The following is an 18911-nucleotide window of genomic DNA, read 5'->3' as shown; positions in this document are numbered from 1 at the left end:
CGCGCCGCCATACCACGGCGAGACGCGTATTACAAATCGTGAAGGATTTAAGAACCCTTAAGCCTCCGCCGTCCGACAATCCGTCCATGTTTGACCCCGACGAGCTGGAGGAGATACGGGAGTCGAAGGCTCAGTGGGAGGAAGACGACGTCCAGCCCACCGTCGACCGCTTTGGCGAACGCAAGGAGACGTTCACCACGGACACCGAAGGTCACGAGGTAGACCGCCTGTACACCCCGGCCGACATCTCCGATCTCGACTACGAGGAGGACCTAGGGTTTCCCGGTCAGGAACCGTACACCCGCGGCGTGTATCCGACCGGCTATCGGGGCCGGCTCTGGACGATGCGCCAGTACGCCGGGATGGGGACTGCGACGGAGACCAACGAGCGGTTCAACTATCTGCTTGACCAGGGCCAGACCGGGCTGTCGATGGCGTTTGACCTCCCCACGCAGATGGGCTACGACTCCGACCACGCGATGGCCGCCGGCGAGGTCGGCAAAACCGGCGTCGCCATCGACTCGCTTGACGACATGGAGACCGTGTTCGACGGCATCCCGCTGGACGAGGTGTCGACGAGCATGACAATCAACGCCCCCGCGTCGGTGCTGCTGGCGATGTACATCGCCGTCGGCGACAAGCAAGGCGTCGACCGCGAGGAACTCCGCGGGACTATCCAGAACGACGTGCTCAAGGAGTACATCGCTCGGAACACGTTCATCTACCCGCCGGAGCCGTCGATGCGGCTCATCACCGACATCTTCGAGTTCTGTGCCGCCGAAACGCCGAAGTTCAACACCATCTCCATCTCTGGGTATCACATCCGGGAGGCCGGCTCGACGGCCGCCCAGGAAATCGCGTTCACCCTCGGTGACGGCATCGAGTACGTCGAGGCCGCTATCGAGGCCGGGCTCGACGTGGACGAATTCGCCCCGCAACTCTCCTTTTTCTTTGCCTCCTACAACAATATCTTCGAGGAGGTGGCGAAGTTCCGGGCGGCGCGGCGTCTCTGGGCGAAAATCATGGACGAGCGCTTCGACGCCCAGAACCCCAAGTCCAAACAGTTGAAGTTCCACACCCAGACTGCCGGATCGACGTTGACCGCCCAGCAAATCGAGAACAACGTCGTTCGCGTGTCTTACCAGGCGCTGGCGGCCGTTCTGGGCGGGACTCAGAGCCTCCACACCAACGGCAAGGACGAGGCCATCGGCCTGCCGACCGAGCAGTCTGTCAGAACCGCGCTGCGGACCCAGCAAATTCTCGCTCACGAGTCCGGCGCGGCCGACACAATCGACCCACTGGCCGGGAGCTACTACGTCGAGTCGCTGACCGACGAACTCGAAGCCGAGGCCCGCGAACTCATCGAGGAAGTCGACGAACGCGGCGGGATGCGCCGCTCCATCGAGGAGCAGTGGGTCCAGCGCCAGATTCAGGACGTGGCCTTCGAGCGCCAGCGCGAACAGGAAGCTGGCGACCGCATCATCGTCGGCGTCAACGAGTATCAGGTCGAGGAAGAGGGCGAGCAGGACATCGAAGAGGTCGACGAGGCCGTCGAGCAGGCCCAGCAGGACAACGTGGCCACCGTCCGGGAGGAGCGTGACGACGAGGCAGTCGAGGCGAAACTTGACGCGCTCCGGGGGGCCGCCGAGGGCGACGAGAACGTCATGCCCTACATCATCGACGCCGTGAAGGTGTACGCCACGACCGGTGAGGTGTGTGACGTGCTCCGGGACGTGTTCGGCGAGTATCAGCCCGGTTCGTCGATGTAAGGTCAGTCGAACCGCGTGGCCGTCCTGTTTTCGAGCCATCTGTGCTCCCAGAATTATAAGCTACCCCGGTGTACGGCCGTCCATGCAATTCGACCACGCCGGTATCGCAACTGACGACGCCGCCCCGCTCGCGGAACTGTTCGCCGAGGCTTTCGAAACACCGGTCGTCCACGACGAGACGTTCGACGGCCTGCAGGTGACGTTTCTGGAGATGGACAACGGCTACTTCGAACTGCTAGAACCGTTGCCGGACGCCGACGGCGCGATTCCCAGATACCTCGACAGCAACGGGCCGGGCATCCATCACGTGGCTCTGGAGACAGACGACATCGCCGCCGCGCTAGAGACGGTCAGCGACTGTGGGATCGACCTCATAGACGAGGAGCCACGGCCGGGTGCGTGGGGCCACGACGTGGCGTTTCTCCATCCGAAGACGACCGGCGGGGTGCTCGTGGAGTTAGTTGAACACTGAACGACATCCGGTCCCGGCTTCACTCGTCGTTTCGGAAGGCCGCAAACCGTTCTTCGGCCCCGGGAGTTAGCTGCTCTGGCGGCTCCGCGAACCACGCCGCGCCGACGAGTTCCGATTCGTCCACATCGAGACTTCCCTTCTTGTACTCCGCTTCGAGGTAGATGTCTAGCGTGTGCACCGACCCCTGCGCGTCAGTGTCGGGATAGTACTTCGAATGGACGACTTCCGCGACGCCGGTAACTGTGCAGCGGATGCCAGTCTGTTCGTTGACACGGCGCACAGCAGTCCCCTGAACAGACTCGTACTCGTCTCCCTTGCCGCCGCCCGGCAGCGCCCACATATCAGCGCCGCGGCCCAGCACCAGCAAGACCCGGTCGCGGGTGTCGCCGGCCGCCTGGTCGGGTATCTGGTCGCTCAGTTCCGGGAAATCGGTGCCATCACGCGTGACGAACACGACGCTGTTCCCGGAGTAGCCAGTCCCGCGGGTCGCAGCGAACACATCAGCGTATTCATCGGGCGATAGCTCGAAGGTCTCCTCGGTGACCGGCACCTTGTCGTAGGCCGCTTCCAGACTCGAAATACGTTCATCAACGTTCGTCTGATTGATTTTCTCCGTGAGGTTCACATCTCCCGCTCCAGCCTCAGGGCCGTCAGCGTCGTCAGTCATACGAGGTTGTACTCCGGGCCACCGATAAGTGCCGTGGTCCAGTCGATGAAAAAGAACTTGTATTCTGGTTGTCTCCTTCCGGACATGAAAGCGATTGTCCTTGCAGGCGGGTACGCCACCCGGCTCTGGCCTGTCACTAAGAACCGGCCCAAGATGCTGCTCCCTGTCGGTGAAACAACCGTCATCGACCGGATTCTCGGGGAGTTAGAGGAGGACGATCGCATCACTGACGTGTTCGTCAGTACGAACCAGCGATTTGCCGGCGATTTCCGAGACCACATCGCTGCGAGTCGCTTCGAGAAAGCATCCCTGACCGTCGAGGAAACTGCCGAGGAAGACGAGAAGTTCGGCGTCGTCGGTGCGCTTGCCCAGCTAGTCAACCGGGAAGGACTCGGTGACGAGGACCTGCTCGTCATCGCCGGCGACAATCTCATCAGCTTCGACATCGCCGAGTTCATCGATTACTTCGAGCAGTACGACGACCCCACGCTTGCCGCCTACGATGTCGGGTCCCTAGAAAAGGCCAGCTCCTACGGCCTCGTCGAACTCGACGGCGAGGAAGTCACAGACTTCCAAGAGAAACCTGACGACCCTAACAGCACCCTCGTCTCGATTGCCTGCTACGCGTTCCCAGCCGATGCGATCCGCTTCGACGAGTACCTCGAAGACGGGAACAATCCGGACGAACCGGGCTGGTTCATCCAGTGGCTCGTCGACGACGGTCCCGTTCGTGCGTTCACCTTCGACGACGCCTGGTACGACATCGGGACGCCCGAAAGCTATCTGGAGGCCGTCGCGTGGGAACTTGACGGGGACAACGTCGTCGCGGAGGACGCTACCATCGAGAACACTACGCTCGGCGAGAACGTCCACATCCTTTCCGGGGCTGAGGTCGTCAACTCCAGTCTCGACGGCACCATCGTGTTCCCGGACACGACTATCCTCGATTCGGATATCCGTCAGTCCATTATCGACCGGGATACACAGGTCGAGAGTTTAGACCTCGCCGGCGCGCTCATCGGTGCGCACACGCAGTTGACGGACGAGAGCTAACGGCCGCCGATTCCGCACGCTCCGCAAGTCACGCCAGCCACGCGTCTTCGATCTGTACCGTCCCGCGACTGCCGTCCCACTCCGTCTCGTACTCAATTTCGATCCGGCGGTCCATGTGCGGACCATCGGTGACGAGCGTCTCGAACTCGCCGCCTTCCCCAAGGATGTGGACGCCGTACTCGTCGTTGAGCGCCTCCAGTTCGTCGAGCGCGTCGGCGTCGAGCGTGCGACCCAGCCAGGACTCGTCGAGGCCGTAAGCGGCCACGCGGATGATCTGTATCTCGAAGCCAGCATCCAGCATTGCGTCGGCGAGGTCACGGGGGTTCTCCTGCCACAGCGGCGCAAACACGTTGGCTTCGAGGCGGTCGGCCATCGACTCGATGCGAGTCGTCTGGTACTCGCTTTCGACAGCCCCGGCGGTGACACCGCTGATACCGCCGTCAAGTTCGGTGTCGAGTTCGTGCAGTGCTGCTTCCAGCGGTTCGAGTTCGGCATCGCCCTGCTCGCCCGAGTCAGGCACGTCGTCGGCCTCGAAGTCATCGGGCTCGATTTCGACCAGTTGGATGCCGATACTCTCGGCGGCCAGGCGGGCTAACCGGGTCGCCGGAACGTGGTACATGTAGGAGTCGCCCTCTGGGTGGACCGTCACCAGACGCTCGACGGGGTGGCCCCGCTCCAGTGCCCGGTACAACGCCCACGAAGAGTCTTTGCCGCCGGAGAACAGCGAAACCCACGCGCCGTCTGTCATAGCCGCCGGTAGCCGTCGGCGGCGTAAATCGCTGTCTATTCCACCAGTTCGTCCTCGATATCGGTGTGGCTGACGTAGGTCGCCACCCGGACGCCAACGAGGCTGATGAGAATGCCTGCGAGGATGAACAGCGCGAGACGGGTGCCAGCCTCCAGCGAGAACCCCTGAATCTGTACGATGCCGAGGTTCGTCTCCGGCACCTGAAACGGCTCGAACACGCCACCGCGTTCGAGGAAGTACGCAGAAAAGCCGCGAACGACGAGCCCGACCGCGACCGCACCGAACGGAAGGTTCACGTACGCGCTCCGGACCCCCTCTTGCTGGATGAGTTCGTCCAGCAGGCGGCCCAGCGAGGCGGCCAGTGCCGCGCCGGTCAGCCACGGGACGGACGCGAAGGCAAAGCGGTTCGCAAGCAGGAAGGGACTGATATCGCCGACCGCAGAAACGCCCAGCACGCCGGCGAAGACGCCGACGAGCGAGAGGCCGGCCGCGACGACGTAGGTCACAAGCGACACCTGCCCCGAGTACAGCGCTTCCCGGGTCTGACTGGGGAGTCGCGACAGGTACGCGTCGATACCCAGTCCCTTGTAGATGAGGAAGACGCCGATGGCGGCCGCGATAGCGCCGACGGCGATGGTCGGGCTGGTGACGACGAGCAACAGCGGGAACGCGAGCATGATGATGCCGACGGGGACCAGCACCGTCTTGCGCAGTTCCTCGTCAGCCAGAAACTGCTTGAGCAGATAGTACGTCGACTCGATGTCGCGGGCCTGGCGAACGACAACGCGGTCGACGGCATCGACCTGAACGCGGCTCTCGATGATGGGAACCAGCCGCTCGTCGTCGGCGCTGTCGACGACGACGACCGCGGAGTCCGGGTTGTGCTCGGCGACCAGACTGTCGATCTGGCTGGCGATCTCCCGGTCCGAGCCGACGCTGTCACTCCCGCCACCGACGACGGCGAGGACCGGCGCAGACTCCTCGGCTTCGAGTTCATCCGCGACTGCGAGCCCTTCGAGGAGGCAGTTGACTCGGCTGTCTTCCGGGTCAACGACTCCTGTCTGCGTGATGAGTGACTCGACGGCGTCGCGGCCGACGACGGGACACGCGGCTGTGGCCGGGCTGTCCCTGTCGATACACACCACCAGCGTGGTCACACTACCGCGAAGGCGGTCCCCGGATAAAAAACCTCCCGAGGCTATCGACGGAAGGAGAGCCCCTCGATATCGCCGTCAGCGACGCCGGCGATACCTGCTCCCAGCGCGAACGCGACCTGCTGTGCGCCCCCGCGGAGCTTGCCCGTCAATCCGCGCTCGGGCTCGTACTCCTTGATCGTCACGTCCTCGCCAAGGCGTTGCTCCAGGCTCGCCTCGACATCGTCTCGCGTCCCGAGTCGGTCGACGAGCCCACGTTCTTCCGCCTCATCGCCGAGGAAGATGCGCGCTTCGGTGTCTTTGAGCGCCTCGGCGTCCATCTCGCGGCCTTCGGCTACGGTGTCGATGAACTGGTCGTAGTAGTCGTCGACAATACTCTGGAGATACTCGCGCTCGTCCGCAGTCATCTCCTTTAGCGGGACGCCGGCGTCTTTGTACTCGCCAGCGGTGAACTGCTCGTAGGAGAGGCCGACTCGGTCGGCCAGTTCCTTGGCGTTGACCCGCGAGCCGACGACGCCGATGGAGCCGACGATAGAGCCCTCACGAGCCCATAGCTCGTCGCAGCCGGCGGCGATGTCGTAGCCGCCGCTGGCACAGACATCCGTCGCATAGGCGATAGTCGGGCCGTCGAACTGCTCGGCGGCGATGCGGATGTCCTCGCTGGGGACGATTTCGCCGCCCGGCGTGTTCAGCTTCAGAAGCAGTGCCTCCGAGCCCCGGTCGGAATCAGCGCGCTCGATCTGTTCGACGATGTCGTCGGCCGACGCACCGACCGGCGGACTGGTGATGCCGCCACCGCCGTCACGACTGATCGGCCCTTCGACGGCGACTTCCGCGACGTTGTGTGCTGGGAGGAGGGAGCCGGCGATGTTGCTGCCGATACGGGCTGTAGCAACGGCGACAGCAACGACCAGCAGGACGCCGAACAACTGAGCAAGGTTGTCGGGTGTTCTGACAAACAACACCCACCCAAGGACCGTGCCGATACCGACGACAAGCACCACCAGCAACCCACGAACGATGTCATCTGCGCCCGCCATTACTGATACATCCCGAGCGGCTGTGCGCTCGTGCTTTCCTCCTGGTTTTCCTGGAGTTGCTGTGCGAGCTGTGCCTTGGCGCGACCGATTTCTTCGGCCTGCTCGACCAGTGCCTCGGTGTCGATATCAAAATCTGCCAGTGGGCTGATCGCTGTCTGCAGCAGGGCTCGCGCCGCTTCGGGGTCGGGGAACCGCTGGTCGGCTTCGACGATGAGTCCGACACTCGTCAACCCGGTTCGCTGTGATTCATGAACTAGCGCGCCGGTCGGCCCGGTAATCGCGCCGTTCTCCGAGGGCGGATCTACGTCCGCCTCCGCAAGCATTGCCGCCCCGTCGCCCGTCGAGATGCCGTACACGTCCGGAACGCCGTCTTTCTCGGCGGGACGGCCGCTGAGGTAGACCGGCGTTGCATCGTTGGCCTCAAACCAGCTAACCATACAGCCGGCGAACTCCGTCGCGCCGGACGGGGAGATCGGGGCATCGCTCTGGAGGACGAGCAGGTCGCGGTCTTCGTCCGCGTACAGCCGGACCGGCGGGCGAACCTCTGGGTCGTCCGTTCCGTACACGGCGATTTCTGGCAACCCTTCGCAGTGGGCCGACGCGTAGTACTCCATGTCGTAGACATCGACAAGATGGTCAGCGGCTATCTTGCCGACGAGTCCGACCCCTGGGAGTCCCTCGATCAGTGTCGGTGAGTCGAGGGACATATCCTCGCGGTGGACCTGTATGTGTGCCATACCTCGGATATCGTCCGCCGACGGCTTGAAAGCCATGGGCCGATGCCGTTCGAAACCCACAAACCGACCGCCAGCGAACGCCGGACAATGGAACCACTCGACCGCTACCGGCCCATCATCGACGACTTCGAGGCGTTCATCGACGCGTGTGAACGCCCGCTGCCGTCGGCTATCAGGGTCAACACGATCAAAGCCACCGTCGAGCGGGTCCGGACGGCGCTTGCGGATGCAGACATCGCCTACGACCCCGTCGACTGGCACGACGGCCTGTTCGTCCTGCCCGAGGACTCTCCCGGCGCGAACTGGCCGTACTTCCACGGCTGGATTCACGGTCAGGAGGAAGTATCCGTGATTCCAGCGACCGTACTGGACCCCCAACCCGGCGAACGAGTCTGGGACGCCTGTGCGGCACCGGGGAGCAAGACGACCCAGCTCGCCGCCCTGATGGAGGATACCGGCGAAGTCGTCGCAACCGACAACAATCTCGGGCGGATTTCGGCGCTGCGGACCAACACCGAGCGGCTGGGTGCGACGACGGTCGCCGTCACCCACGAGGACGGGCGCAACCACTCGCTCAAGCCCTTCGACGGCGAGGGATACGACCGTGCGCTCGTCGACGTCCCTTGCTCCTGTGAGGGAACAATCAGAAAGAACCCGGATACGCTGGAAGACTGGTCGCTCTCGCACGTCGAGGGCATCTCCGGCGTGCAGAAGGGTATCCTCAAGCGGGCCGTCGAAGTGACCGAGCCCGGGGGAACCGTCGTCTACTCCACCTGTACGTTCGCCCCGGAGGAAAACGAGGCCGTGCTGGACTACGTGCTCGACGAGGTGGCCTGTGAAATCGTGGACTACGACCTCCCGCTCAACCACGCACCGGGAATCACCGACTGGGAAGACGAGAGCTTCGACCCCAGCGTGGCAGACGCCAAGCGCATATACCCGCATCACAACGACACGGGCGGGTTCTTCTGTGCGAAACTGGAGGTGCCCGCAGAATGAGCGACCAGAGCACGGAGTTCACGCGGCTCCCAGAAACGAATGAAGAGCGAGACGACCCCGAGCGAGCGACCCGCGAGGAAGTGCTCGACTTCTGGGCGGACCGCTTTGGCGTCCCTTCGGAGACGTTCGAGGGGTACACCTTCTGGGAACGGGGCGCTGGCAAACTGTGGCTGTATCAAGGCAGCCCGCCGTCGCCGGTAGACATCGAAGGACTGGGAATGACGTTCCTACGAACGCGACAGGAACACTGGAAACCGACGCTGGAGGCCGTCCAACGGTTCGGCGAGCACGCCAGCCAGAACGTCATCCATCTTGACGAGGACGCTGCCCGGGCGTTTGTGGCCGGCGAAGACCATGAACTCGACTGGGACGGCGACTGGGGGTATCTGGTCGTCACCCACGACCTTGCTGGTGCGGCTGAACCGGTCGGCGTCGGCCTGTACGTCTACGGCGAACTCAGGTCACAGGTGCCGAAAGGGCGCCGTCGAGACGTCTAACCCGAGGACCCACCCGTCCCACTGAGAACCGATTAGCCACTGGAAGACTGTGCGGCTGCCGTTCCCTGCATCGCGTACAGCTCCGCGTACGTCCCGTTGTCGTTGAGCAGCTCGGCGTGGCTGCCTCGCTCTGTGACCTGCCCGTCCTCAACAGTGTATATCCGGTCGGCGTTTGAAACCGTCGAGAGTCGGTGGGCGATCGCGATCACAGTCTGGTCCCCGTCAAGCGTCTCAACGGTTCGATGGATTTGCTGTTCCAGATTCGAGTCGAGGTCGCTGGTGGCCTCATCAAGCACGAGTACCTCCGCATCGGCCAGAAGCGCGCGAGCTAGTGCGACGCGCTGGCGCTGCCCGCCGGACAGTTTCACGCCGTCGTCGCCCAGTACCGTGTCGAGTCCCTGCGGAAGGTCGTCAAGGAATTCGAGGATGAGTGCCTTCTCAGCGACTTCATAGAGCGTTTCCTCGGTGATATCCCGACCGGCAGTGAGATTGTACCGCAGCGTATCGTTGAAGATATGCGGGTCCTGTCGAACCATCGCAACAGCCTCACGCCATTCCTCAAGCGCATAGGCCGAAATTGGCGTCCCGTTCGCCAGAACCTCACCGCTATCCGGGGTATAGAGTCGCGTGAGCAGTGAGACGACTGTCGATTTGCCGCCGCCGGACTTGCCGACGATGCCGACGAACTCCCCTCGGTCGACGGCCATCGAAAAGTCCGCAAGCACTGGCTCGTCCTCGTAGGCGAACGAGACGTTCTCGAACGCGATTTCCTCAATGCTGTCCGGGACCGACTGCCCGCCAGTTGGTTCCTGCTGGGCTTCGAGGCGGTCGATGAACTGGTGAGTTCGGACCAGATGTGGGAGTTCTCCCTCGATCGCGTAGATGGTGGAGCTGAGCGAACTCAGCCGGGGGGCGAGTCGGAGCATCGCGAACAGGAACACGCCGAGTTCCGCGATAGACAGCGCCCGGAAACTGATGGCGACGTAGACAAGGCCAAACAGGAGCAGCGAGACCGAGAGCCGATAGAGGCTTCCGATTGCAACCTGGTTCCGGCGAACGGCGACGCTAGTCGAAGTGTACCGGTCGAGTGTGGACCGGAACTCGGCAAGCAGCCCGTCGCGCATACCAAACAGCTTCACGTCACGGATACCTTGCGTCCCCGCCTGTGTTGTCTCCTGTAGCTGTTCGTTTGCCGTCGCCACACGGTCGCCAACGGCGTACCCGGGCTCGATGCCGTATCTGATGATCGCCGTGACACCGCCGAGAGCGACAGCTGCACCGACTGCCAGCACCGGAGCGATAGCGAGTGCGATCCCGATATACACCAGACAGAGGATTGCCTGCTGGAAGAACTGGATAATCCGGCCGATGACACGCCCGGCGTAGCGGGTCTGTGTCAGAATCGTGTTCATGATGTCGTCGGACCCCTTGTCGTCGTAGTAGGCGACTGATGCGCCCATCGCCAGTTCGTAGGCCCGGTCTTTGAGGTCACGCTCGTACGTCTGTGTGAGTTTTGCTGCGAGCCATTTCACCGCAAACGACGCCGTAAACCGGATGACCATCACGCACGCGAGGCCGACCAACAGGAATTCGAGTGTGACCGGCAGCCCTGCAGCGACGTACACGGAAAGAAACCGGCCGGTGACGCCGTTTGCCTGAAGCGGAAGGCTCTGCCCGGCCTGTGCGGCGTCGAGTATCGGAAACAGGAACGAGAGGCCAACACCTTCGAGTAGCATTACAAAGAGGCTGGCGGCAACGATACTCCCCGTCAGCGCCGGCCGATACAGCGCCACGCGGCGCAACGATGCGTATTTTTCACTGACGGAAGGAGTAGCAGCCATTGTTCGGCATGCGGTTTCTATGGGGCATAGTTACCGACTTACTACGGTCGGTTCGTTCTGGAACGAAGGGCACGTCTAACGGCAGTCAGAGTTACCACGGGGGCGAAAAGAGGCTATAACAAATAGTACGAGTATCGCCGATAGCCACATGGTCGCGATAGATTTCGAGTCGGCTGTTGTCGCAACTGACGACTGTGTCACTACGACTATCGACGGGGAGATCGTGTTGCTCAACAACGAGACGGGGCGGTATCAGGGCCTGTCAGGGGTCGGCCCGGATATCTGGGAGCGAATTCAGGAACCGACTGAGCCAGTGGACATCGTCTCGGCGCTGGTCGGGGAGTACGATGTCGAGAGAGACCGAGTGGCAAATGATGTGGAACGCTTTCTGAAAACGCTTGCCGCGGAGCAACTCATCAAGGTCGATGCGAGCCCGATTCCGTGAGTTCAGGGCGTTGTCACGGGCGCAGAAGCTATTACTCTGTGAAGCAGTGGCACTGATCGTTGCGAGCAAAGTACTGCTTACAGTCGTTGGGCTGGAGGACGCAGAGCGCTGTTTCGGCACGGTCTCTCAGTTCCTCCCGTGTCATCGTCAGCCTGAAGCACCGAAGTCAGTACGCTGGGCGGTTTTAACAGCAGGGTCGCGTCTTCCGGGCACTTACGATTGTCTTGAGCGAGCACTCACCGGGAGTACCTTGCTGGAGGCGAGTGACTTCCCACATTGTCTCCGCTTCGGTGTGGATACACAGTCCGATACGTTCGAGGCTCATGCTTGGGTCGAGTCAAACGGTGATGTCCTTATCGGGGATGTCGACGACTTTGGGCGTTTCCGAGCACTCACGGAACGCGAAGTACGTGGCTAACAGATAGTAAACACCACATTCTGTGGAAATTCAAGAGTAATAGATAATATAACAAATACAATGATATCTGAAAGCAGGCGTGGAGGTAACCAATGAAGGAATACGAAACGCCGTCGGTCGAAACGTACGGAACTGTTGAAGAGAAGACGAACTGGTGGGACCACGACGACGGATACGGGAAGTGGAGTTAACGTCCACAGCCGGTTCACACATCTAACTGATCCCTCTTTTATCGGTCCTCGACACTGGCACCGTGCAGTGGATACATCGCGATGGTTTCGTGGCTGTGTGATGGAAGTAGAGAGCGCATTCTTATCCACCACAGCAGTCAAGCGCTCTGGTATGAATCAGGGGTGTCGTAGATGGGGTGTGTTTCAGGATGGACGGAATAGATGGACAACTACGCAAGGGGGAAACTAGCAGGATGGCGACGGCGAACACAGCCACGTACGAAGCCTTTGGACTGACAGTCCGCTCGGCCTTCGACGTACCAGAGCTTCCGTCCGCTGAGACAGCGCCTGGCGGGCGGGCTGATGTCACCATCACTGAGGAACGGATTCCTCGCCCTCTGTCTGCTGCGTCCGGGTCGACCTTTCACGCGGTAACCGAGCGCGAATACTACCTTCTATACGACGCCGCAACGGTCAGAATTCTCGACGGTAAATCCATCGCTGTAGACCCGGCTCCGGACGTGCCAAGCGAAGTCCTCCGCCACGTACTGGTCGGCCCGGCGTTGAACCACCTGCTGGATCAACGGGGCTACTTCGTGCTGCACGCCAGTACCGTCAGTATCGACGGGCGTGCAGTTGCCTTCGTCGGAGAGTCGGGGGTCGGAAAAACGACGACTGCGATGGCCTGCCTGCTCGACGGACATCGTATCCTGAGCGACGACGTGGCTGCGATAGCGCTGGACGATGCGGGGCCGGTCGTCCGGAGCGGCTACCCGTCGATGAAACTCGATCCGGAGGCAGTTGAAGCATTTGACCCTCCGGTCGAACCGCCGGAACAGGTCCACAGCGGACGCCCTCGACACTTCTACGGACTCAGGCACGACCAGCCCGCAACCCCGGTGCCGCTAGAACGGATTTACCTGCTCGAAGACGGCGAGACAATCGAGGTGGACGCAGTCAGGCCGGACAAGCAGGTCATGGCGCTCGTGGATAATACGTACACGCTGGGCGCGCTGGAGGCCGACGGCCAGGCCGTGTCCAACTTCACTGCCTGCGGTGAGATTGTCGATATGACCGAAATAAAACGGCTCCGCCGGCCGCGCACTCTCGATATGCTTCCGGATGTCGCAGCCCGAGTTCAGTCTGAGCTCAAGAGTGAGTCATGCTGACGGAGGCTGAACCCGAACTTCAGGTGGTGGTCGACTGTGCTCGTACCGCGATCGTCACCGACGCCGCTCCCGACCCGCCCCCGCTTGATGACGCGCCAGACTGGGACCGTGTCGTTGCACTCGCCCGGTATCACGGCATCGTGCAACTCCTCTACGAGGGACTGGAAGCAATGGCACGCGAGAGTGGTGATGAGTTCACCGTGCCGGCGGCCGTGTTGACCCGACTTAGCAGCATCGTACAGGGAAAACGGATGCGGAATCTCGCGTTCACGACCGAGCTACAGGAGATACTAGAACGCTTCGAGACACGTGGTGTGCGTGCGGTACCGTTCAAGGGACCGGCGCTGTCCGCCGCTGCTTACGACGACGCAACGGTGCGTGAATATAATGACCTGGATCTGCTCGTCCATCCGGAAGATATCCCCGCCGCTGCGGATATTCTCGAAGAGCGAGGATACGAGTGGCGCGGGGGCACGCCGCGGTTGGATGATGCCGCGCTGTTAGGCGGTCCTGTGACGAAGGCTATCGTTCACGAGTACGAAATGCGCGGTCCGGAGTTCGACGTGGAACTTCGCTGGCGCGTTGGCGATGCCGAGCGACCGTTCTCCACATCCTTCGGTGAACTCTGGGACCGCCGCGACACCGTATCGGTCGGCGGCCAACCGCTTCCGGCGCTTGCACAGCCAGATCGGCTACTCGTATTAGCGTTCCATGGCACCAAGCACCGCTGGTATCTCCTGAAGTGGCTCTGTGATTTCGTTGCGGCACTGGAGGCAGCGGAAACCGACTGGCCACACGTCCTCGTTCGGGCGCGGGAAACCGGCGTTGAGCGGAACCTATTACTCGGGGCCGCGCTCGCCCGTGCTGTCTTCGGATACGCCCTCCCAGCGCCGCTCCTGGACCGCCTTCGCACGGACGGCCGCATCTCCGAATTAGCTGAGGCCGTCGTTGAGTCGCTGGCCGCTGGGACGCCACAGGCACCCACGCAGTTTGAGGCCGCTCGATTTTACCTGGCGGCCAGCGATTCGATGACTGCGCTGGTACCGCTCCTACTGTTGCATTCGTCACTTCACCCGACCTACTCGGAGTACCAGTTTTGCCCGCTTCCCGGCCCGATGCACCCGCTGTACTACGTCATCTGGCCGCTCCGACTCCTCCTCGAAACACCACAGTGGCGGCGACAGCTTTCCGAGGAGCGACGTGACGAAGCGACCTGAACGACGATTGCTCGTTTGATAGCGATGTGGAGATGCTGTATCTGAGACCGGGTTCCCCACCGTTTCTCACAGACCACTCACTCCCGTGGCTGGATTGTCCCCTTCCCAAGTCCTTCCCAAGCGACGCGGTAGCCAAGGTGTGCGAGCGCAGCGCTGTCGTCCTCGATTCCGTGCGCGGAGAGTCGGCCAATCGCCGCCTGATACGCCATTTCGGGTTCAATCTCCTCGGCCAGTTCGTCCAGCACAACTGGGTCGATAAGCGTGCGGCCGACGCGCTCGTGCGCCGGAAAGGCCACGTCTTCCAGCGCATCCTCGCTGACACCGTGCTCCGCGGCGAGGTCGGTGAGCGAGATAACGTCAGCGTCCGGCCGCAGTTCGTCGGGTATCTCCGCAACGCTCTCACGCACGAGTCGCTCCTCGTAGGGTCGCAGGGCGTCCCGCACATCTTTTACTCTGACTGTGCCGGAGTACGGAATTGCCCGGTTGTCCGTCGCCTCGATTTCCTCGCCGACGCCAAGTGATTCGTCGACGGCGACCAGCATCTCGACATCCTCCAGTGCGTCGAGGCGGGTGAGTTTCTTCTTGACATACTCCGGCGTCCAGAACCCCATAATTTCGAAGAAGATGCGGAAGGGTGTGTCGCCGTCGGTCCGGTCTGTGCTCTCTCCACGTCCCGTGTCTTGAACACCGGTGTCAGCGCCGGGCCGCCACTCGAATGCGAAGTCCGGAATGACGACGTGTTCGCCGGCCGCCAGCGGCTCCGGTTCGCGTATCAGGTCCCAGTCGAGGTCCAGCGCGGCAAACCGGCCGGCGAAGTCGGCTTCGACGCCGCTATCGTAGCTGACCTCTGTTACGGGCTCGACACCCGGCACGGAGACATCTCCATCTGAGAGCGTGAGTTTCCGCTCGGTGCCCCGGTCATCGACGGTCGCCGTCAGCTCCCACTCGTTCGCGGTCGCGACCGTTCGCAGGAGGCGAGCGAAGCGGGTGCCGTACCGGCGCGTGTTCGAGAACAGCGCGTCGGGTCCTGTAACGACGACTTCCCGGCCGTTCCCTGTCCGGCGAATCTCGTACATCAGCCGGCAGCGTTTGACCGCCGAGACGAGCGCTTTCGGGTCCGACGAGCGGACTCGTACCTCGGTGGCATCGAACAGCGCTGTCTGCGCCAGTGAGAGGTTGTACTGGGTCCGCAGTTCGGCCGGCCCCCAGCGAGAGTCCACCGCAGTAAGGACCTGTCGAGAGTCCCGGTCGGCGTACAGCGTGTCGGCTAGCGACGCGGCGTCCGTTCCGAAGTGATCGGCCGCCTCGGCGAGTGCCTGCTCGCGTTCGGCTTCGGTCACGACGCCAACGTCCGAAGCGGCTTCGAACACCCGCCGACGGGCTCGAACAGGGTCGATCGGGGCTTGTGTCTCAAATGTTGCCTCCCGTTCGACGAGTTTCGCCAGCCCGCGGACCAGCTTGAAATCGTCGGCCTCCTGTTCGACATCCGCGAGTGCCGTTTCCAGCATCTCTCGGGACTCGCCGACGTGGCCCTGATAGATACCGAGCACGCGGGCCGCCAGTCGCTCCGCGTCGGCGTCGGCGAACTGCAGGTGATAGCCGCCGCCAGCGCGGGACACCCGCAGGAGGTCTTTCGTCAGCACGCGCCTATCTCCGCCACGGAGCAACAAAAACACGGGGAGTGACGACGCCCCCGGTCGAGACGCCCGTAGCAGCCAGCATCATTCCGTCGGATGTCTGTCCTCGAAAGTGACTTCGACAGTTGTGTCGTCCGCTATCGACCGGCCAACGGCACGTTCAAGGTCGGAAACCAGAGCCGGATACGGCCGGTCGGCGGGCCGACTGACCGTAACGGTGACCACCCGGTCAGGCCGGTACACCGAGACGCCGCCGAACCGGGTCTGGACCGACTGTAATCGGAGCCGTTCGTATGATTCGTTGGATAATGCTTCGGTAACAGCGTTGTTTACAGACGTTTCGACCTGCATCTGTTGGGCGGTGACCGTCCCGGCACCGGCGAACGCGACCAGCAGCGTCAGGACGGCGACGACGGTCGGTGCGTACGTCCGGACCGTCTCGCTCGGCGGGCGGTCAGCCGCCCAGTTTAGCGGACGGAATCCGAGCCCCCAGAGGACGAGAACGCCGGTGAGGTTGATTGACGCGACGTTGACCAGCAGGAGAATACCCGCCCCAAGTGCGACGGCCGGCAGTCCCCAGGCGATACCGACCCCGATGGCCGCGGCGGCAGGAATGAGCGCGGCGGCAATCATCACACCGACCAGTGAGACCGGTAGCGCCGTTGCCAGTCCAAACGCCCCGGCGGCTCCCGCACAGAGGCCGACCACAAGCGAGAGAAACCCCGGTGAAATACGCTGGACGATCTGCTGGACTGTCGTGACACGGAGCTGTCCGGGGACAAACCCGCTGTACCGGATGAACAGTCCGAACAGGGCCGCGCTCCCGATGGCGACAGCGAGCCCGAGCAACTGGTCGCGGACGCCATCGACAATGAGCCGGCGGTCGCTGAGCGTCGTCCCGACGCTGGCGATGAGTGCGGATCCGACCTGTGGTGCGATGACCATCGAGCCGACGACGATAGCCGGAGAATCGAGGAGCAGACCCGCCGTTGCGACGATCGCACTCAGGACCGTCAGTCCGTAGTATGTCCCTTGTCCGGGGTTCATGCCGACCGCACGATCGCGGAGTTCATCGTGGGAGATGCGGTCCTCGTGGCGGCGGGCGGAGTTCGACTGGTCTGGCCGGGCGGTCTCGGCGTTCCCGACAACAGTGTACCGGTCGGCGTCGAGCCCGGTCGCTTCGAGGTCGTCAAGTACCTCGTCGACGGCTTCCGGCAGGAGCGGAAACTGCAACAGCCACGCCGCCTCGTCGTCGCTCGTCTCCTTGGTCTGAACGTAGCTGATGTCACGGTCGTCCAGCACGTCGCGGACGCTGTCGAGGACGGCATCGGGAACACGGATGTGTATCAACCGCACTCGGACGCACCTCGCGACCCGCAACACTGGCGATTAGCATCGAACATTTCTCTGCTTCTCGCCAGGGAGAGCCATAGTTATCAAGGAGGTAATCCCGCTCAGCGTGGGAGAACGCTTGGACAACGACGGACCGCCTGCTATCTGCGTCGCCTGGCGACTCGCTCCTCCGCGGTTTCCTCAGTCACAAGTTCGTACAGCAGTGCCCGCCCGCCGTCGGCTTTCGGTCGGAGAACACGGCCAAGTCGCTGGGTAAACTCCCGCTCCGAGCCGCTCCCAGAGAGGAGAACGGCGACGTTCGCGTCGGGCACGTCCACTCCTTCGTCGAGGACGTTCGCGGTTACGACCCGGGAGTACGTCCCGTCGCGGAACCGCTCTAGTATCTCCCGGCGCTCGCTCGCGCCGGTTTCATGCGTTATCGCCGGAATGAGAAACCGCTCGGAGAGGCGATACACGAGGTCGGTGTGGGCGGTGAAGACGATTATCCGGTCCTCGCGGTGGCGGTCCAGAATCGTCGCCAGCCGGTCGACCTTTCGCTGGGCATTCATCATCACCTCGCGGGCGCGCTGTTTCGCCAGCAGCGCCTCGCGGGCCGCCGGGTCGTTGCCGGACCGCTTGACGAGTTCCTGATAATCGCTGCCGGACCGGAGCTGGATGTTGGATTGTTTGAGGTAGTCGGTGAACGTCCCCTGATGCTCTTCGTAGCGGTCCCGTTCGTCCGGCGTGAGTGAAACTTCGAGCCGCTTGATATCGTAGTCAGCGAGGTGCTCGCCAGCCAACTCGTCGACGCTGACCCGCTGGACGAGCGGTCCAACGAGGTCCGCAATGGCTTCGTGGGCTCCGTCCGGCCGCTCGAACGTCGCTGTCAGTCCGAGCCGCGGCGGCGCAGCGAGCAGTCGAGCGATATCCCGATACCCTTTTCCACCAAGATGGTGGACCTCGTCGAAGACCACGAGTCCGAAGCGGTCGCCGAGTTCGTCGGCCCGCAGGTACGCCGAGTCGTACGTCGACACCGTGATATCCTCGACGCGCTGCTCGCCCCCTCCCATGCAGCCAATGGGCCGGTCGAACTCCCGCTGTAGCTCGCGCTGCCACTGCTCCAGCAGGTCGATGGTCGGGACGACGACCAGCGTTGGCGTCCCCAGTGCGACCATCGCCGCGATGCCGATGACGGTCTTGCCGCTCCCGGTCGGTAGTTCGAGACAGCCCCTGTCCTCGGCTTCACGCCAGGCGTCTAGCGCTGCCTGCTGGTAGTCTCTGAGGTCGTACGCCGTCGAGAGCGACAATGACGGGAGCGAACAGACGTGGTCCTCATACGCCACCTCACGATCGTCAAGCGCGCTTCGGAGGTCGGCGTACCGGTAGGCCGGCGCTCGCCCTGTCTGTGAACGCCGGTCGTACTCGACGCCGGGCAGGTCCGACGGCAGGTCTCCCGACACGCGAATGGTCCCTGACTCGTACGTCAGCTCCAGCACACTCCGGGGTTCGCCGGTCCGGCTGATAACGCTTTCGCGGGCTGTATCGC

General features: G+C 62.8%; 18 protein-coding genes. 9 read left to right on the top strand and 9 right to left on the bottom strand.

Annotation, left to right across the window (positions count from 1 at the left end; genetic code table 11):
* Positions 1 to 86: 86 nt before the first annotated feature.
* Positions 87 to 1769 (top strand): acyl-CoA mutase large subunit family protein, encoded by a 1683-nt coding sequence (locus RR_RS06820; protein WP_011223148.1) that lies wholly within the window; start codon positions 87 to 89, stop codon positions 1767 to 1769.
* An 82-nt stretch (positions 1770 to 1851) separates the two neighbouring features.
* Entirely contained in the window at positions 1852 to 2241 is a 390-nt protein-coding gene (gene mce / locus RR_RS06815) for a methylmalonyl-CoA epimerase (RefSeq protein WP_011223147.1), read from the top strand.
* A gap of 19 nt (positions 2242 to 2260) precedes the next feature.
* Here mce and RR_RS06810 read toward each other — a convergent pair whose 3' ends face one another.
* A complete protein-coding gene (locus RR_RS06810) occupies positions 2261 to 2908 on the bottom strand; it encodes an NUDIX hydrolase (RefSeq protein ID WP_011223146.1) in 648 nt (215 codons plus the stop codon).
* 84 nt (positions 2909 to 2992) lie between these two features.
* On the opposite strand from RR_RS06810, the gene RR_RS06805 reads away from it, so the two are divergent.
* Entirely contained in the window at positions 2993 to 3961 is a 969-nt protein-coding gene (locus RR_RS06805; RefSeq protein WP_007189848.1) for a sugar phosphate nucleotidyltransferase, read from the top strand.
* Positions 3962 to 3989: 28 nt separating this feature from the next.
* On the opposite strand, the gene RR_RS06800 is transcribed toward RR_RS06805, so the two are convergent.
* The 4 genes from RR_RS06800 to RR_RS06785 are packed head-to-tail and all read right to left on the bottom strand — an operon-like array spanning position 3990 to position 7676.
* On the bottom strand, positions 3990 to 4709 hold the full coding sequence (locus RR_RS06800) for a diphthine--ammonia ligase (RefSeq protein ID WP_004961993.1): 720 nt from the start codon (positions 4707 to 4709) through the stop codon (positions 3990 to 3992).
* 35 nt (positions 4710 to 4744) lie between these two features.
* On the bottom strand, positions 4745 to 5866 hold the full coding sequence (locus RR_RS06795; RefSeq protein WP_007189850.1) for a DUF373 family protein: 1122 nt from the start codon (positions 5864 to 5866) through the stop codon (positions 4745 to 4747).
* Positions 5867 to 5907: 41 nt separating this feature from the next.
* Positions 5908 to 6903, bottom strand: a complete 996-nt coding sequence (sppA, locus tag RR_RS06790) for a signal peptide peptidase SppA (RefSeq protein WP_004961999.1) — start codon at positions 6901 to 6903, stop codon at positions 5908 to 5910.
* Positions 6903 to 7676 carry a proteasome assembly chaperone family protein gene (locus RR_RS06785; RefSeq protein ID WP_004962003.1) on the bottom strand — a complete coding sequence of 258 codons (774 nt, stop codon included), beginning with the start codon at positions 7674 to 7676 and terminating at the stop codon, positions 6903 to 6905. The genes sppA and RR_RS06785 overlap by 1 nt, the downstream gene beginning before the upstream one ends.
* Before the next feature lie 51 nt (positions 7677 to 7727).
* Here RR_RS06785 and RR_RS06780 point away from each other — a divergent pair, with 51 nt between their 5' ends.
* Positions 7728 to 8639, top strand: a complete 912-nt coding sequence (locus RR_RS06780) for an RsmB/NOP family class I SAM-dependent RNA methyltransferase (protein ID WP_049939138.1) — start codon at positions 7728 to 7730, stop codon at positions 8637 to 8639.
* Positions 8636 to 9136, top strand: a complete 501-nt coding sequence (locus RR_RS06775; protein ID WP_011223142.1) for a DUF7122 family protein — start codon at positions 8636 to 8638, stop codon at positions 9134 to 9136. The genes RR_RS06780 and RR_RS06775 overlap by 4 nt, the downstream gene beginning before the upstream one ends.
* Before the next feature lie 32 nt (positions 9137 to 9168).
* Here RR_RS06775 and RR_RS06770 read toward each other — a convergent pair whose 3' ends face one another.
* Positions 9169 to 10977 (bottom strand): ABC transporter ATP-binding protein, encoded by a 1809-nt coding sequence (locus RR_RS06770; protein WP_011223141.1) that lies wholly within the window; start codon positions 10975 to 10977, stop codon positions 9169 to 9171.
* 148 nt (positions 10978 to 11125) lie between these two features.
* Here RR_RS06770 and RR_RS06765 point away from each other — a divergent pair, with 148 nt between their 5' ends.
* From RR_RS06765 to RR_RS06755, 4 genes are all read left to right on the top strand, one after another.
* Positions 11126 to 11422: a PqqD family peptide modification chaperone gene (locus tag RR_RS06765; protein WP_011223140.1), complete on the top strand. Its 297-nt coding sequence runs from the start codon at positions 11126 to 11128 to the stop codon at positions 11420 to 11422.
* Positions 11403 to 11840: a lasso peptide biosynthesis B2 protein gene (locus tag RR_RS21460; protein ID WP_079890974.1), complete on the top strand. Its 438-nt coding sequence runs from the start codon at positions 11403 to 11405 to the stop codon at positions 11838 to 11840. The genes RR_RS06765 and RR_RS21460 overlap by 20 nt, the downstream gene beginning before the upstream one ends.
* A gap of 424 nt (positions 11841 to 12264) precedes the next feature.
* Positions 12265 to 13179 (top strand): hypothetical protein, encoded by a 915-nt coding sequence (locus tag RR_RS06760; protein ID WP_049938800.1) that lies wholly within the window; start codon positions 12265 to 12267, stop codon positions 13177 to 13179.
* Positions 13173 to 14396: a nucleotidyltransferase domain-containing protein gene (locus RR_RS06755; RefSeq protein WP_011223138.1), complete on the top strand. Its 1224-nt coding sequence runs from the start codon at positions 13173 to 13175 to the stop codon at positions 14394 to 14396. Before RR_RS06760 ends, RR_RS06755 begins: the two co-directional genes overlap by 7 nt.
* Positions 14397 to 14473: 77 nt before the next feature.
* On the opposite strand, the gene RR_RS06750 is transcribed toward RR_RS06755, so the two are convergent.
* From RR_RS06750 to RR_RS06740, 3 genes are all read right to left on the bottom strand, one after another.
* Complete coding sequence (locus RR_RS06750) at positions 14474 to 16039, bottom strand: DUF790 family protein (protein ID WP_049938799.1); 1566 nt, start codon at positions 16037 to 16039, stop codon at positions 14474 to 14476.
* A gap of 78 nt (positions 16040 to 16117) precedes the next feature.
* Positions 16118 to 17389, bottom strand: a complete 1272-nt coding sequence (locus tag RR_RS06745; protein ID WP_049938798.1) for a TIGR00341 family protein — start codon at positions 17387 to 17389, stop codon at positions 16118 to 16120.
* A 137-nt stretch (positions 17390 to 17526) separates the two neighbouring features.
* Positions 17527 to 18861, bottom strand: a complete 1335-nt coding sequence (locus RR_RS06740) for a DEAD/DEAH box helicase (RefSeq protein WP_049939137.1) — start codon at positions 18859 to 18861, stop codon at positions 17527 to 17529.
* Positions 18862 to 18911: the final 50 nt, after the last annotated feature.

The sequence above is a fragment of the Haloarcula marismortui ATCC 43049 genome, assembly GCF_000011085.1.
GTDB classification, from domain to species: domain Archaea; phylum Halobacteriota; class Halobacteria; order Halobacteriales; family Haloarculaceae; genus Haloarcula; species Haloarcula marismortui.
The sequence above is the reverse complement of the archived record's forward strand: the minus strand, read 5'-3'. Positions and strand labels throughout refer to the sequence as shown.